The organism is Pedobacter vanadiisoli (assembly GCF_042684385.1).
In the GTDB taxonomy this organism is placed as follows: Bacteria; Bacteroidota; Bacteroidia; order Sphingobacteriales; family Sphingobacteriaceae; genus Pedobacter; species Pedobacter vanadiisoli.
Genome location: NZ_JBHULL010000010.1, coordinates 169,328 through 185,261 on the forward strand (window position 1 = coordinate 169,328; position 15,934 = coordinate 185,261).

Below are 15,934 nucleotides of genomic sequence, written 5' to 3' on the forward strand. Positions count from 1 at the left end.
AATCACCTTAATCTCTTTTCCATCTTACATTTTCCGTTGCTAAAAAACTTTATAAGCAAAGAATATAAAAGCACACAAAAACGTTGCAGCTAAAATACCTCTGCCAATATTCTCTTTATTATATTTAAAAAATGTTTGCATAGTATAGGCATTTACTGCAATCCCACCAATGTACAGGAGATGAGCTTTTGACAGATAAGCCACATGGTGAATCAGGTACCAGGCAATGGAACAACACACTGCAGGCACAAGTAAACCTATCCCCAAACCAACCCATACCGAATTATTCAGACTTTTTAAGCGATCCATCATTGCTTAACCTAAATTAATACCATCAGGTGCCGAAACTTTCGTACCTGTATTGCCAGATCCAGCATCATTCTTTCCAATAAAATCCCAGCTGTTTAACGTTTGGATAGCATGATGCGCTGTTAAATCGAACTGAACAGGAACAATAGAAACGTAGTTATGCTCCAATGCCCAAACATCGGTGTCTTCTCCTTTATCAAAATTTTCGAAAACGCCGGTTAACCAATAATACGGTCGCTTGTAAGGATCTGTCCTTTCATCAAACTCTTCCATCCATTTTGCATTGGCCTGGCGGCAGATTTTAACGCCTTTCAGGTTATTTCCTTTGGGGAAATTGACATTTAATAAAGTTCCTTCCGGTAAACCGTTTGCCAAAACCTGCTCACAGATACTTTTAATGTACTTTTTGGTATGACTAAAATCGGCATCTGCAGCAAAATCATCCAAAGAGAAACCAATGGATGGGATTTTTTCAATAGCCCCTTCTACCGCAGCTGACATGGTACCTGAATACAATACATTAATGGAGTTATTCAATCCATGGTTGATTCCGGAAACACATAAATCGGGTTTTTTACCCTTAAAAATCTTATTTACAGCAAGTTTAACACAGTCAACCGGGGTACCACTGCATTTGTACATTTCTACCCCTTCGTAAAGCTCTACTTTATCAAAGCGGATTGGTTTACCAATGGTTATGGCATGTCCCATCCCGCTCTGCGGACTATCTGGGGCAACCACCACTACATTACCCAGCTCCTGCATTACCTCCATTAAATTCTTGATCCCCGTTGCTGTAATGCCATCGTCATTTACAACTAAAATATTTGGTTTTGTGCCTTGCTTCGTCATGTCGGTAAAAATACAGAATTATTATTTGAGGGCGTAACAAAGCATGATTTATATGCCGGAATCATTTATTCCTACTCTTTTAGTTATTAAATAAAAAATATTTTCATTCGGTGAGGGAAAGCCTTTATATTTGGATAAATAACTTATTAAAAATGAATATCGTATTCGGATTTATCTAACAACCGGGTACTATCATGATCATAAAACCAAACCAAACAATGAAATTCAAACTATTTACTTTAGCTTGTTTTCTGATTACAGGTACTATAGCGCAAGCGCAAACAACCTATCAGTGGAAAACAGGAACATCAGGTGGTTATACTTATAAATATGTAACCAACGACCCAACCAAAAGCCGCTTCTATACTTTAAAAAATGGTTTAACGGTAATCCTATCACAAAACAATAAAGAGCCTAACATTACCTACAAGATGGCGGTTAGGGCCGGTAGCAATACCGATCCTCGTACCAATACGGGGTTGGCTCACTATTTAGAACACCTTTTATTCAAAGGAACTGATAAGTTCGGGACTTTAAATTACGCCAAGGAAAAACCATACCTCGATAAGATTGAGGCCCTTTACGAAACTTATAATAAAACAACCGATCCGGTTAAGCGTAAAGAGATTTATAAGGAAATCGATAAAACTTCTGGTGAAGCTTCGAATTATTCTATCGCAAATGAATACGATAAAATGATGAAATCGATCGGAAGTAATAGTACCAATGCTCATACTTCGGTAGAGGAAACCGTATATGAAGAAGATCTTCCATCAAATGCCATTGATAAGTTTTTAGCGGTACAGGCGGAGCGTTTCCGTGCACCGGTTTTCCGTATTTTCCATACGGAGCTGGAAGCGGTTTATGAAGAGAAAAACATTGGAATGGATAATGACGGACGTAAAATGTACGAGAAAATGCTGTATTCGCTTTTCCCGACCCACAATTACGGGCAACAAACTACCATTGGTACCATTGAGCACCTAAAAAACCCTTCATTGATCGAAATCAGAAAATATTACGATAAGTATTATGTGCCAAACAATATGGCCTTAATTATGAGCGGTGATATCAATTATGACGACCTGATCAAAAAAATTGATAAGGATTTTGCTTATATGAAGCCAAAGCCCTTAACGTTATACAACCCTGCTCCTGAGAAACCATTAACACAGGTTCAGAAAGTTGATATTTATGGTCCGAGTGCTGAAAATTTATATGTTGCCTACAGGGGTTTTGCACAAAACACCCACGAAAGTTTATTATTGGATTTAATCGGCAGCATTTTATCTAATGGCAAAGCGGGTTTAATGGATATCAACATCAACAAACAACAAAAAATGTTGCGTGCCGGTGCGGGTTATAACTCGATGAAAGATTATGGTATCTTTATTTTATCGGGTTCGCCAAAAGCAGGCCAGAGTTTGGAAGAAGCTCAGAAATTATTATTGGAGCAAGTAGAACTGCTTAAAAAAGGCGAATTTGATGAAAGTTTAATCAAAGCGACAGTAGCCAACATTAAACTGGCCGAACTGCAGGGTTTCGATAATAACGATGTCCGCGCGGATGCTACCATGAATGCTTTTATCCAAAACCGTGGTACCGAATGGGATAAAACGCTGGCTTCAACTGATGCCATGGGTAAAATCACCAAAAAAGAAATTGTAGATTTTGCAAATAAATTTTTCATCAACAATTATGTTGCTGTTTTAAAGCATAAAGGTGAAGACAAAAGCATCATCAAAGTAGAAAAACCAGCCATTACAGCGGTAAAAACCAATACCAACGAGGTTTCGTCGTTTACCAAAAATATTATTGCACAACCGGTAAAGCCAATTGCCCCTAAATTCTTGGATTATACAAAAGATCTTCAGTTTGGCAAAGCAGGTATTGCCGATGTAATTGCCGTTCAGAATACAGAAAATGGAATTTTCCGTATGGGCTACCGCTTTGATATGGGCTCTTATAACTACAAATTGTTACCATATGCTGCACAATACCTGTCTTTCTTAAGTACAGACAAATATTCTGCAGAAGACATCAGTAAAGCATTTTATAACATTGCCTGTAGCTATAACGTCAATGTAGGTACCGACGTCACTACCGTTTCTATCAGCGGTTTGCAAGAGAATTTCGATAAAGCAGTGGCTTTACTTGAAGATGTTTTAGCACACTGCAAGCCAAACGAAAAAGCTCTAGAAGATTTAAAAGGACGTCTGTTAAAATCGAGGGAAAATGCAAAATTGAACAAAAGCTCGATATTGAGTGGTTTGATGAGTTATGCACAATATGGTTCTGATAACCCTTTTAATTATGGATTAAGCAACGATGAGATCAAAAATATGAAATCAGCCGACCTGATCTACATCTTGCATAATCTTACTAATTACAAACATACCATTACCTATTACGGGCCAAAAACATTGGCGGCATTTTCTGCTGATATTGTAAAAGCACACCCATTGGCAAAAGAATTTACCGATGCGGCGCCGATCAAAAAATTTGTATACACCAAAACCGATTCGAACAAGGTTTATTTTGCAGATTATGATATGGTTCAGGCAGAAATCCGTTGGGTTCGCAACAGCGGTTTATACGATCCTGCCAATTCAGCCAAAATTGCTTTATTCAACAATTATTTTGGTGGCGGTATGGGTTCTGTGGTATTCCAGACCATCAGAGAATCTAAAGCCCTGGCTTATTCTACCTTTGCCGTATATTCTTCTCCAAACAGTAAAGAAAAAGAAAATACCATCATTGCCTATGTAGGTACGCAGGCTGATAAAATGAATGAGGCTGTGGCGGGTATGAACGAATTGCTGACCACCTTGCCTGAGTCTGACAAATCATTCGACTTATCTAAAACCAACTCTTTAAACGGTATTGAAACGAGCCGCATCACCAAAGACGGCATTATATACAATTACCTGTCTGACAAGAAATTAGGATTTGATCATGATTCGAGGATTGATGAGTATGCTAATCTAAAGCCTTTAACTTTCAATGATGTAAAATCATTCCACCAAAACAATCTTTCAGGCAAACCTTACAACTATTGTATCGTTGCTTCTGAAAAGAAAATCAACATGGCCGATTTAGCAAAATTTGGCCCGGTTACGAAATTAAGCCTGGAACAGATTTTCGGATACTAGGAAGCGAAGACTAAAGCTTAAAAACCAAAGCGATTCTCTGAGAGGGGAATCGCTTTTTTTATTTGGTTTATTAGTTCATTCGTTCACTAGTCATGGGTTCATTAGTGGGCATGGTGCAGAAAGTTTGTTAACTCATTGATAATTGCCAGCTGAAAATTAGTGGTAAAAAACAAGTGTTTCTAAAATTTCCTTTATTGAAAACTTAGCCCCGCAAACAAATTCATCAGCCGCACCATAGTAAATGGTTAGCTCGTCGCCGTTAACGATGTGCCCATTTGTAAATACAACCTCGCCAAAAAAACCGTGCAGTTCGTAATCTTCTTTGGGTATCATAATCGGTTCTTCGGTTCTGGCCAGTACTTTTGATGGGTCATTTAAATCCATTAGAAACGCGCCTAAACAATACTGATGCCTTTCATTTGCGCCGTGATATATTTCGAGCCATCCTTCTGCGGTTTTGATTGGTGCTGCACCAGCGCCTACACGGGCACTATCCCATAGCTCAGATCGGGTTTTGATGATACACCGGTGTTTTCCCCAATGGATACCATCAGGAGATTCGGCAAGCCAGATATAATTACCGCCCAAAGCCACACTGCTGGGCCGGTGCAAGGCATAAAATTTGCCATTTATACGTTCTTCAAATAAAGCGCAATCTTTATTATGAGGCGGAATGATCATCCCGTGATTTTCGAAATCTTTCCAATTCTTGGTGGTCCGCATCCCCACACCAACCCCATGCCCGGAAACGGCCGTAAAGGTCAAATAATAAGTATCATCAATAAAGGAAACACGGCAGTCTTCAATTCCAAATATCTCGTCTTTGCCTTCTCCCTGTAACAACGGAAATTCTTCGGGTTGATAAAAATGAATACCGTCATCGCTGCAAACCAATCTTAAATGAGATAAAGTGGTTAGATAATCGGCACCTCTGTAATGAATTACCCTCGGATCGGTTGCATTTAAAAATGGATCATTTTCTTCGATGGCCAAAATTTCTATTCCATGTTTCTTTAAAATTGGAAAAGAGATTATACCGGGTTTTTGTTCGGGTCTTTCAGCTACCCGGATCAGCAGCCATACTTTACCATCAAATGTAAAAACACCGGGATTTAGCAGGCAAACGATCTCCAGGCCTTCCCTGCTGGGGGGTAAATCTTTTGGAGATAAGATTGGATTTTGTGTGAACCGCTGGGCTATGTCAGCCATAAAGTGTTTTTAAAGCAGACAGGCGGCCAAAATTCTGACCGCCTGTTTAGTTATTGAATTGATATTATAAGGAATTTATCCATTTCACCAGTTCATCTCTTCCTTTTCCTGTTTTTTGTTGCAGTTTTCCTAACAATTCATCATCTTGTCCCTCTTCATGCTTTAAATCATCGTCTGTTAAATCAGCATAAGCTTGCTTAACTTTTCCTTTTATTTCATTCCACTTTCCTTTTAATTCTAACTTATCCATGGCTCGTTTTTTTTTGTTGTGAATAATGTATTATATAAGTTAATCAACAACCTTAACCGCTTTTTGTTTCATTTTTCGGCAAATCACCTAAATAACAACGCTATTTTGTCTTTTTCTCGGAGGTTTATGTAGATTTTATTTATATTAACGGTATTATTTCTATCAATTATTAAACATTACTAACTAAATCAACGATTTGATGAAAAAACTACTCTTAAGTATGATTTTATCTCTCTGCGTAATTTCGTTTGCTTTCGCACAAGGCAAGGTAATTACCGGAAAAGTAACGTCGACCTCTGGACCGCTCCCAGGTGTTAGCGTATTTGTGAAAGGCTCACCAGCCAATGGCACGCAAAGCGATGCCTCGGGAGCTTTTAAATTAACTGTTGCAGACGATGCTAAAATACTTGTTTTTAGCTTTATCGGCTACAAAAGCAAGGAAGTGCCCATCACCGGGCAAGCCATTAATATAAATCTTGAGGAAGATAATAATACCTTATCCGATGTGGTTGTGGTAGGTTATGGTACACAGAACAAGCGTGATGTAACAGGATCTATTGCAAAGGTTACCGCTGATGATTTTAAAGACAGACCTGTGCCAACTGTTGAGGGTGCTTTACAGGGTAAAGCGCCTGGTGTTTTTATTAACTCAGGTAGTGGTAAACTGGGACAGGCACTTCAGATTCGTGTAAGGGGTATTTCTTCCATTTCAGCAAGTAACCAGCCACTATTTGTAATCGATGGTGTTCCTATTGTAAGTGAAGCATTAGGAACCTATACAGAAGCTGATAATCCACTTGCAGCCATTAGCCCAGATGATATTGAATCGATGGAAGTGTTAAAAGATGCAGCTTCTGCAGCTATTTATGGTGCAAGGGGATCAAACGGGGTTGTTCTCATCACTACAAAAAAGGGTAAGCAGGGAAGAACCAATATTGATGTTGGATATTATGCTGGATTTAGCGATCCAACAAAAAAAGGCAATTTTTTAAATGCCGACCAATATCGCCAATTGTTTGATGCATCTTTTAAATATAACAACTATGATAATGGCAGTTATGCCAATGCAGCAGAAATGTGGAAAGATTATACAGGTACAGATGACTGGACAAGCAACAACAACACCAATTGGGTTAACGAAGCTTTTAGAAGGGGACATACCCAACAGTACAGTATCAACATTAATGGTGGTGATGCAAAAACCAGGTTCATGCTATCTGGAAACTACAATAACAATGATGGGATCATCATTAGCAACCGTTATGTACGTACAGGTGGTCGTTTAAGTATAGACCATACAGTTTCTAAAATTTTAGATGTAGGCGGAGCAATCAATGTTTCGAAAGTAGATAATTATCGTATCCCTACTGATAATGCCTTCTCTAATCCTTTACAATTAAATGCCTTACCTCCTATTCAACCAGTACGTGATGCATCAGGTCAGTTAAATGGCTCTACTGTTTATTATAATAGTTTAATCGATTATGATAATGGTAAAAACCTATCAACTACTTACAGAACCTTTGCAAATGCATATGCGAGTTTAAAAATTATACCTGACTTAGTTTTTAGAAGTGAGTATGGTTTTGATTTCAACAACTTGGAAGAGGAGCAGTTTTTAGGGTCGAAAACACAGGACGGTGGCAGTACAGGAGGGTCTTCAACTGATTACATGGCAAAATCCATCAACTTTAACACAAACAATACCTTAAATTATACCAAAATTTTTAACGAAAAGCATAATTTGAATGTATTAGCTGGTTTTGCCTTTCAGGATACAAAATTCAGGTATTCATCAGTAACAGGAACTACTTTACCATCAGATAGTTTTACCAAAATTGCAAGTGCAGCGGTAATTTCTGCAGGTGAGTCTTCAGAAACAAGGCATACTTTTGTTTCTTACCTGGCCAGGGTAAATTATAAATATGATGAGAAATACTTGTTAAGCGCCTCGATAAGAACGGATGGTTCATCAAGATTTGGTGTGAATAACCGGTATGGAACTTTCCCAGCAGTTTCTGCAGGCTGGATCATTAACCAGGAAGAGTTTCTAAAATCAAGTAATTGGTTAAGTCTATTAAAGCTAAGAGGAAGTTATGGTTTAACAGGTAATGCAGAAATTGGCGATTTTGCCTCGAGAAATTTATATCGTGGCGTTAACTATGCTGGTGTAGGCGGCACACGTCCAAGCCAACTAGGCGATCCGAATTTAAGCTGGGAAAATACCACAAATTACAATATAGGTTTAGATTTTGGTCTATTTTCAGACCGGATTTCAGGTACGGTTGAATATTATAAAAAGAAAACAACCGATTTATTGCTGAATGCACCAATCGCAGCAACAAATGGTTTTTCGTCGATTACCCAAAACATTGGCGATATGCAGAACCGTGGATTTGAGTTCTCTTTAAACACCAGAAACTTTGTTGGAGAATTTAAATGGTCTACCTCTTTTAATATCTCCTTAAACAGAAATAAGGTTTTACGTTTGGTTAATGATCAACCAATTTACCCGGGAGGAAGATTTTTGGGCCGTGTTGCAGTTGGCGAGCCTTTGGGTTATTTCTATGGAAAAGCTTATGCTGGTGTTGATCCGGCTAATGGAGATGCACTTTACTACGTAGATGCTTCAAGAACGACAACAACCAACGATTATACCACTGCCCAAAATCAAAAACTTGGTGATCCTAACCCTAAATTTTTCGGTGGTTTCGGAAACCATTTCTCTTTCAAAAACTTCGATCTGGATGTACAGGCACAATTTGTTTCTGGTAACGACATTTATAACATGGCAGGTGTTTTCCAATCTGCCAATGGCGATTATTTTGATAATCAAACCATCGATCAGTTAAACTATTGGACACCGACGAACCGTAATACTCCTATTCCACAACCCAGGTTTAACGAAGGTAACGGAACAAGTCCATCGTCACGATGGATACAGGATGGTTCTTACCTGAGGATAAAAAGTGTAGTTTTTAGCTATAATATACCTAAAACATTTGCCAATAAATATAAATTACAGAATGTAAAAATATTTGCATCGGCCCTTAACCTGTTTACCATAACCGGTTATAAAGGTTACGATCCTGAAGTAAACACCCCTAGTGGCGGCAATCTCCAGTCTGATAACATTCAACTTGGTCACGATTTTTACACTCCACCACAGGCGAGAACCATTACTTTTGGTGTAAACATTGGCTTATAAAAACATTAGAATATGAAAAATTATAAAAATATATTAGCTGCATTTCTTATTGTTTTGAGCATATCCAGCTGTAAAAAACAATTAGATATAGATCCTAAACAAAATATAGATGCCAATGTGGCATTAAATACAACCGCAGATGTTCAAAATGCATTGACAGGAGCCTATACTTTTTTAGCAACAGGCGACCTTTATGGAAATAACCTTGTATTTATACCTGACCTTTACGCCAGCGATAACTATTTAACATGGCGTGGCAGTTTTACTACTTACCGTAACATTTCGAGCAAAACCATTGTATCAGATAACGCTGATGTAAGAAGAACCTGGGTAACCGCTTACAGCGCAATTAACACGGCAAACATTGTAATTTCTGCACTAAACGTTGTAGGAGATGCCAACACCAAAAGTGTGATTGAAGGTAAAGCATTGTTTATCAGAGGCATAATGCACTTTGAACTGGTGAGACTGTATGCGCTACCTTATGATGCATCTGGCACTAACACAAATTTAGGCGTTCCTATTATTACAAAAGCTGTTAAAACCATCGATAATGTAACCAATTCTGTTGCAAGGAACACCGTTGCAGAAGTATATGCTGCGGTAGAAAATGATTTAAAATCTGCTATTACAAAATTGTCTTCAGTTGATGATCAATATGCTGCCAAGGCTTTTTTGGCCAGGGTTTACTTACAGGAGGGCAAATATGCATTAGCGAGAGATATGGCTAACGATATTATTACCAATAGCCCATATCATTTAATTACCAATTCTCTTGAAGCACCATTCAGAACCAAAAACTCAAGTGAGGGTATTTTTGAAATCAAACAGAACGAGCAAAGCAATGCAGGCACCTCTAACGATGGCCTAGCTACTTTTTATGCAAGCTATCAAAATGCTACGGGAGGAAATGTTGGTCGGGCCGATGCGCTGGTAAACACTACCTTTTACGACTCATTCGAAGCAGGTGATAAACGACAAACCGAAATGATTTATGATGGCACGGGTGCGAGAACAGGTCTTTTCACCAAAAAATGGTACAGCTTTTACGATAATATTCCGGTTTGTAGGATTACCGAGCAATACCTGATCCGTGCTGAATGTAACTTCAGATTAGGTACAGTTGTAGGTGCCACGCCAGCCAGTGATATCAATACCCTTAGAGCAAGGGCCGGATTAGCAGATGTGGTGCCTACCCTAAATATTATCTTAAACGAACGCGAAAAAGAATTGGATTATGAAGGCTTTAGACTTCACGATTACAAACGTACCAAACGTTCTATAGGCACATATGCTTATGATGACCCTAAGCTGGTTTTCCCAATCCCAGACCGTGAAATCAATGTGAATAAAGCTTTAAAGCAAAATCCAGGTTACTAGTGTAATCTATAAATAAGAAAGCCTCCGGATTTACATCCGGAGGCTTTCTTATTAAATTTTATATTAAAGCTTTTTAGCTGCTTCAATAATCTCTTCTACCACACCTGGATCAAGCAGTGTAGAGGTATCGCCTAAATTACTGGTATCCCCTTCGGCAATCTTGCGTAGAATTCTACGCATAATTTTTCCTGAACGTGTTTTTGGCAAGCCAGAAACAAATAATATCTTGTCAGGTTTTGCTATGGCCCCAATTACACGCGTTACGGTTTGTAAGATATCCTTTTTAGACAGGTCAGCCTCTCCATGCATATCCGGATAAATCACAAAGGCATAAATGCCCTGACCTTTTACATCATGAGGGTAACCCACCACAGCGCTTTCTACCACACCGGCATGCATGTTAATGGCATTTTCTACCTCTGCGGTACCAATACGGTGTCCGGAAACGTTCAGCACATCGTCTACCCTTCCCGTAATCCTGTAATAACCATCTTCATCACGTAAACAACCGTCGCCGGTGAAATATAAATTATCATAAGTAGAGAAATAAGTTTGTTTGCAACGTTCATGATCGCCATAGGTAGTACGCAACATACCAGGCCATGGGAATTTAATACAAAGGTTGCCCATTACGCCGTTGCCTTCAATCTCATTACCGTTTTCGTCAACCAGAATTGGTTGTATACCCGGTAGAGGCAAGGTTGCAAAACTCGGTTTGGTTGGTGTTACCGTAGCAATAGGTGAAATCATGATCCCTCCGGTTTCAGTTTGCCACCAGGTATCGGCAATAGGCGCTTTACCATGCCCGATTTTCTCATCAAACCAATGCCATGCTTCTTCATTGATCGGCTCTCCTACCGAGCCTAAAACCCTGATGGTGCTTAAATCTTTTCCATTTAAAGGTTCATCGCCATAGCTCATTAAAGAACGTATAGCGGTTGGGGCCGTGTATAGTGTATTTACCTTATGTTTTTCTACAATATCCCAAAAACGCGAAGGACTCGGATAAGTGGGAATACCTTCGAACAGTACCGAAGTAGCACCTTGCGAAAGCGGTCCGTAAACAATATAAGAGTGCCCGGTAATCCAACCGATATCGGCTGTACAGAAATAAACTTCGCCAGGCTGATAATTGAATACATTGGCAAAAGTGTAACCTGCATAAACCATATAACCACCACAGGTATGTACTACTCCTTTTGGCTTTCCGGTTGAACCAGAAGTATAAAGGATGAAGAGCATATCTTCTGCATCCATTTCTTCTGCCTCACAAACATCGTTCACGTGTTTTACTTCATCTTCCCACCAAACATCCCTACCTTTCAACATCGAAACCGGAGTGCGGATATGGGTAAGCACAATACATTTTTCTACCGTCGGACAGCCAATCAGTGCATCATCAATTACATCCTTTAAGGGAATCTGTTTATTGCCCCGGTAAGAGCCATCGGCAGTTATCACTAACTTACATTGCGAATCGTTGATCCTATCGGCGATAGACTTTGCAGAAAAACCGCCAAAAATAACCGAATGAACGGCACCGATCCTGGCACAGGCCAGAACAGCAATAGCCAGTTCGGGCACCATGGGCATATAAATACAGATACGGTCGCCCTTTTTTGCTCCATTACGTTTCAGTACATTGGCAAAGCGGCAAACACGCTCATGCAGCATTTTATAAGTATAAGTTACACTTTCTTCTTCCGGATTATTTGGCTCCCAAACAATGGCTGGTTTATCTCCATTGGCAGCCAGGTGCCGGTCTAAACAATTTTCGGTAATATTAAGTTTAGCGCCTTCGAACCACTTGATATTGGGCTCGTTAAAGTTCCATGATAAAACTTTAAACCATGGCTTACGCCACTGAAAATTCTGTGCCACCTCACCCCAAAACTGCTCTGGGTTTTCTACGCTTTTTTTATAATCTTCTTCGTACTGCTTAAAAGATGTAATTTGCATTGCTTGTTTATATTTTGGATTAGTGGGGGCTAATTTAACTAAATAATAATAAGGAGAAATAGACAAATCGTATCAAAATGAATATCAAACTTTGGTACAATATTTATTTTAACAGATATTTGGCATTAATAAACCTTCAATAGCCAGATATTAAAAGCAATGAACCGAAGAAGCACAACCGTAGCTTTCTTAAAAAAATCAACAGGTACTTTTAATCCGGAACAGCCATTAAATGCTTAAAGTCGGAATTAATGAGCTAAGAGAAGGGAATTATAAAAATAATTGACTAGGCTATTGCCGTTTACAAATTTTATTCAGATATTTGCACACTCTTAAAAAAATTAAGCGGACGATATTAACAACTATATTTACAAGTCATGTCAAGAGTTTGTGATTTAACAGGAAAAAAAGCAATGATAGGTAACAACGTTTCTCACTCAAACGTTAAGACCAAACGCAAATTTTACCCAAACCTACAACTTCAGAAATTTTATATCCCTGAAGAAAACCGTTGGATTACGTTGAAAGTTTCTACTTCAGCGATCAAAACCATCAATAAAGTGGGTATCAGCGAAGCAATTAACCGTTTCGTAAAAAAAGGATTTTTGTAAAAAACATTAACTGTTGAGATTAACAGTTTTCAATTTATAATAAAATGGCAAAAAAAGGTAACAGAGTTCAGGTTATTTTAGAATGTACTGAACATAAAGAAAGTGGCATGCCAGGTATGTCTAGATATATTTCTACCAAGAACCGTAAAAACACTACTGAAAGATTAGAATTGAAAAAATTCAATCCAGTATTGAGAAAAGTAACCGTACACAAAGAGATTAAATAAGGCTGAAGGTAAAAGGCTTAAGGTTGAGGGTTTAAGCACTCATTCAATCCTTCTATCATTCAATCATTTAAAATTATAAGAACATGGCAAAGAAAGTAGTTGCAACCCTTAAAACAGGTACAGGTAAAGAATATTCGAAAGTAATTACAATGGTAAAATCACCTAAAACTGGTGCTTACTCATTCAAAGAACTTATCGTACACAATGACCACGTAAAAGATGCTATTGCATCTAAATAAGGTTAATATTTTTTAATATAAAATATTATAGGCCGTTCCGCTTTAACCGGAAGGGCTTTTTTTGTTATATAAAATTTAGATATGGGTTTATTCGATTTTTTCAAAAAGAAAGAAACCGCACCTGAAGCTCAGGAAGCACTGGATAAAGGTTTAGAGAAGACAAAAGATGGTTTCTTTAATAAAATTACCAAGGCCGTAGCAGGAAAATCTTCTGTTGATGACGAAGTACTCGATAACCTTGAAGAGGTTTTGGTTACTTCTGATGTAGGCGTAAGTACAACCCTAAAAATCATCAAACGCATCGAAGAGCGTGTTGCCAGGGATAAATATCTTAACACCTCCGAGCTCAACTTTATCCTCCGCGACGAAATCCAGCTGCTGCTATCAGAAAACAACAGTAACGATTTCCGCCAGTTCGAATATGGCGATCATAAACCCTATGTAATTATGGTGGTTGGCGTAAACGGTGTAGGCAAAACCACTACCATCGGGAAACTGGCCCATAAACTGAAAGAATCAGGGCTTAAAGTTGTTTTGGGTGCTGCTGATACCTTTAGGGCTGCGGCTGTTGACCAGATTAAACTTTGGGGCGAACGTGTTGGTGTAAGAGTAGTAGCCCAGGCCATGGGTTCAGATCCCGCTTCTGTTGCTTTTGACACCCTGCAATCGGCCGTTGCCAATGGCGAGGATGTCGTAATTATCGATACCGCCGGGCGTTTACATAACAAAATTGGCTTGATGAATGAGCTGGGCAAGATTAAACAGGTAATGCAAAAAGTAGTACCAGGTGCGCCACACGAAATTTTACTGGTACTGGATGCCTCTACCGGCCAAAACGCTTTTGAACAGTGCAAACAGTTTACCGAAGCTACTGACGTAAATGCACTGGCCATTACCAAACTGGATGGGACAGCTAAAGGCGGTGTGGTAATCGGTATTTCCGATCAGTTTAAAATTCCCGTTAAATATATTGGTGTAGGCGAAAAAATAAATGATTTGCAACTCTTCGATAAAAAGGATTTTGTAAATAGTTTGTTTAAATAACCTGTAAAATATCCGTCATGCTGAATTTGTTCAGCATTGCTTTTTAAATTAAAGACCCTGGAATAAATTCAGGCAGACGATCTCCTTACTTTTAATAACAGTAAAGATTAAGTGTAAAAGATGAATACTAAAGTAGTACGCAGTAAAACAGCAACTAAACAACCCAAAATCAACGTAATCACTTTAGGTTGTTCTAAAAACATATACGATTCGGAAGTATTAATGGGCCAGTTGCGTGGCAACAACCTTAATGTTACCCACGAATCGGACAAAATGGGTAAAGATGATATCGTGGTGATTAATACCTGCGGCTTTATCGATAATGCCAAACAGGAGTCAATCGATACCATTCTTCAGTTTAGCGAGCTAAAAGAAGCCGGTAAAATTGGGAAAGTGGTGGTTACGGGCTGCCTCTCTGAGCGGTATAAACCAGAACTCGAATCGGAAATTACCAATGTTGATGCCTTTTTTGGTACCAACGACTTACAAAATATCCTGCACGAACTGGGGGCCAACTATAAACATGAGCTGATTGGCGAACGCTTACTCACTACCCCATCTCACTTTGCTTATTTCAAAATAGCCGAAGGCTGTAACCGTCCTTGTTCGTTCTGTGCCATTCCGCTAATGCGAGGCAAGCACATGAGCAAGCCCATGGAAGAGCTCGTTAACGAAGCCAAAATACTGGCTAAAAACGGCACCAAAGAGCTGATCCTGATTGCACAGGACCTGACCTATTATGGCCTTGATCTTTATGGCGTACGTAAGTTAGATGAGTTGATGCGCCGCTTATCGGACGTACCCGGAATTGAGTGGATCCGCCTGCAATACGCCTACCCTTCTGGTTTCCCTATGGAAATTTTAGATGTTATGAATGAGCGCGACAACATCTGCAAATACCTGGATATGCCACTACAGCACATTACCGATAATATGCTTAAATCGATGCGCCGCGGTACCACCAAGCAGAAAACCATCGACCTGGTTAACCAAATTAGAGATAAGGTGCCTAATATTGCGATGCGCACCACTTTAATATGCGGATATCCGGGCGAAACAACGCGCGATTTTGAAGAGATGAAGGAATGGGTAGCCGAAACCAAATTCGATCGTTTGGGCTGCTTTACCTACTCGCATGAAGAAAAAACACATGCCCACACCTTGGTTGACGATGTTCCTGAGGAAGTAAAACAACAACGTGTAGATGATATCATGGAAATACAGCAGGGCATTTCTTTCGATATTAACCAGGAAAAAGTAGGCAAAACCTTTAAAGTACTGGTGGATAAAAAAGAAGGTGATTTCTTTGTGGGCAGAACAGAATTCGATTCGCCCGAGGTAGATAACGAAGTGTTAATTGATGCTGTTACTGGTTATGCTGCTAACGGAAGCTTTGTTAATGTGAAAATTGACAGGGCCGAAGATTTCGATCTGTACGGTACAATTGTTTAATAAAATATAACTGCTTAAAAATCCCGGAAGTAACCCTTTCGG

At 39.1% G+C, this 15,934-nt stretch carries 13 protein-coding genes; 8 read left to right on the top strand and 5 right to left on the bottom strand.

What is annotated here, in order from left to right:
• Positions 1-39 precede the first annotated feature (39 nt).
• Together ACFSR6_RS13870 and surE are read right to left on the bottom strand one after the other, a co-directional pair.
• Entirely contained in the window at positions 40-312 is a 273-nt protein-coding gene (locus ACFSR6_RS13870) for a stationary phase survival protein SurE (protein WP_379079895.1), read from the bottom strand.
• 3 nt (positions 313-315) lie between these two features.
• Positions 316-1,161: a 5'/3'-nucleotidase SurE gene (gene surE, locus ACFSR6_RS13875; RefSeq protein ID WP_379079897.1), complete on the bottom strand. Its 846-nt coding sequence runs from the start codon at positions 1,159-1,161 to the stop codon at positions 316-318.
• 218 nt (positions 1,162-1,379) lie between these two features.
• Between surE and ACFSR6_RS13880 the strand changes: the two genes are divergently transcribed.
• Entirely contained in the window at positions 1,380-4,313 is a 2,934-nt protein-coding gene (locus tag ACFSR6_RS13880; protein ID WP_379079899.1) for a M16 family metallopeptidase, read from the top strand.
• Positions 4,314-4,469: 156 nt separating this feature from the next.
• On the opposite strand, the gene ACFSR6_RS13885 is transcribed toward ACFSR6_RS13880, so the two are convergent.
• Both ACFSR6_RS13885 and ACFSR6_RS13890 read right to left on the bottom strand, forming a co-directional pair.
• Complete coding sequence (locus tag ACFSR6_RS13885; RefSeq protein WP_379079901.1) at positions 4,470-5,522, bottom strand: glycoside hydrolase family 130 protein; 1,053 nt, start codon at positions 5,520-5,522, stop codon at positions 4,470-4,472.
• A 64-nt stretch (positions 5,523-5,586) separates the two neighbouring features.
• Positions 5,587-5,772, bottom strand: a complete 186-nt coding sequence (locus ACFSR6_RS13890; protein WP_029276197.1) for a CsbD family protein — start codon at positions 5,770-5,772, stop codon at positions 5,587-5,589.
• 199 nt (positions 5,773-5,971) lie between these two features.
• Here ACFSR6_RS13890 and ACFSR6_RS13895 point away from each other — a divergent pair, with 199 nt between their 5' ends.
• Together ACFSR6_RS13895 and ACFSR6_RS13900 are read left to right on the top strand one after the other, a co-directional pair.
• Entirely contained in the window at positions 5,972-8,980 is a 3,009-nt protein-coding gene (locus ACFSR6_RS13895; RefSeq protein WP_379079903.1) for a SusC/RagA family TonB-linked outer membrane protein, read from the top strand.
• 12 nt (positions 8,981-8,992) lie between these two features.
• A complete protein-coding gene (locus ACFSR6_RS13900; RefSeq protein WP_379079905.1) occupies positions 8,993-10,360 on the top strand; it encodes a RagB/SusD family nutrient uptake outer membrane protein in 1,368 nt (455 codons plus the stop codon).
• A gap of 63 nt (positions 10,361-10,423) precedes the next feature.
• On the opposite strand, the gene acs is transcribed toward ACFSR6_RS13900, so the two are convergent.
• Positions 10,424-12,379 carry an acetate--CoA ligase gene (acs, locus tag ACFSR6_RS13905; RefSeq protein ID WP_379080053.1) on the bottom strand — a complete coding sequence of 652 codons (1,956 nt, stop codon included), beginning with the start codon at positions 12,377-12,379 and terminating at the stop codon, positions 10,424-10,426.
• 317 nt (positions 12,380-12,696) lie between these two features.
• Here acs and rpmB point away from each other — a divergent pair, with 317 nt between their 5' ends.
• From rpmB to rimO, 5 genes are all read left to right on the top strand, one after another.
• Positions 12,697-12,930 (top strand): 50S ribosomal protein L28, encoded by a 234-nt coding sequence (gene rpmB, locus ACFSR6_RS13910; RefSeq protein WP_293307238.1) that lies wholly within the window; start codon positions 12,697-12,699, stop codon positions 12,928-12,930.
• A 44-nt stretch (positions 12,931-12,974) separates the two neighbouring features.
• Positions 12,975-13,157: a 50S ribosomal protein L33 gene (rpmG, locus tag ACFSR6_RS13915; RefSeq protein WP_010599807.1), complete on the top strand. Its 183-nt coding sequence runs from the start codon at positions 12,975-12,977 to the stop codon at positions 13,155-13,157.
• Between the two features lie 83 nt (positions 13,158-13,240).
• Complete coding sequence (locus ACFSR6_RS13920) at positions 13,241-13,396, top strand: DUF4295 domain-containing protein (RefSeq protein WP_010599808.1); 156 nt, start codon at positions 13,241-13,243, stop codon at positions 13,394-13,396.
• 81 nt (positions 13,397-13,477) lie between these two features.
• On the top strand, positions 13,478-14,440 hold the full coding sequence (ftsY, locus tag ACFSR6_RS13925; RefSeq protein WP_379079907.1) for a signal recognition particle-docking protein FtsY: 963 nt from the start codon (positions 13,478-13,480) through the stop codon (positions 14,438-14,440).
• 120 nt (positions 14,441-14,560) lie between these two features.
• On the top strand, positions 14,561-15,892 hold the full coding sequence (rimO, locus tag ACFSR6_RS13930; RefSeq protein ID WP_379079909.1) for a 30S ribosomal protein S12 methylthiotransferase RimO: 1,332 nt from the start codon (positions 14,561-14,563) through the stop codon (positions 15,890-15,892).
• Positions 15,893-15,934 lie beyond the last annotated feature (42 nt).

Bases quoted from the DNA above. Each gene is read 5' to 3' on its own strand.
- rimO (WP_379079909.1), top strand. From the start codon at position 14,561: ATGAATACTAAAGTAGTACGCAGTAAAACAGCAACTAAACAACCCAAA.
- ACFSR6_RS13920 (WP_010599808.1), top strand. From the start codon at position 13,241: ATGGCAAAGAAAGTAGTTGCAACCCTTAAAACAGGTACAGGTAAAGAA.
- rpmG (WP_010599807.1), top strand. From the start codon at position 12,975: ATGGCAAAAAAAGGTAACAGAGTTCAGGTTATTTTAGAATGTACTGAA.
- surE (WP_379079897.1), bottom strand. From the start codon at position 1,161: ATGACGAAGCAAGGCACAAAACCAAATATTTTAGTTGTAAATGACGAT.
- ACFSR6_RS13880 (WP_379079899.1), top strand. From the start codon at position 1,380: ATGAAATTCAAACTATTTACTTTAGCTTGTTTTCTGATTACAGGTACT.
- ftsY (WP_379079907.1), top strand. From the start codon at position 13,478: ATGGGTTTATTCGATTTTTTCAAAAAGAAAGAAACCGCACCTGAAGCT.
- ACFSR6_RS13900 (WP_379079905.1), top strand. From the start codon at position 8,993: ATGAAAAATTATAAAAATATATTAGCTGCATTTCTTATTGTTTTGAGC.
- ACFSR6_RS13895 (WP_379079903.1), top strand. From the start codon at position 5,972: ATGAAAAAACTACTCTTAAGTATGATTTTATCTCTCTGCGTAATTTCG.
- ACFSR6_RS13885 (WP_379079901.1), bottom strand. From the start codon at position 5,522: ATGGCTGACATAGCCCAGCGGTTCACACAAAATCCAATCTTATCTCCA.
- ACFSR6_RS13870 (WP_379079895.1), bottom strand. From the start codon at position 312: ATGATGGATCGCTTAAAAAGTCTGAATAATTCGGTATGGGTTGGTTTG.
- ACFSR6_RS13890 (WP_029276197.1), bottom strand. From the start codon at position 5,772: ATGGATAAGTTAGAATTAAAAGGAAAGTGGAATGAAATAAAAGGAAAA.
- rpmB (WP_293307238.1), top strand. From the start codon at position 12,697: ATGTCAAGAGTTTGTGATTTAACAGGAAAAAAAGCAATGATAGGTAAC.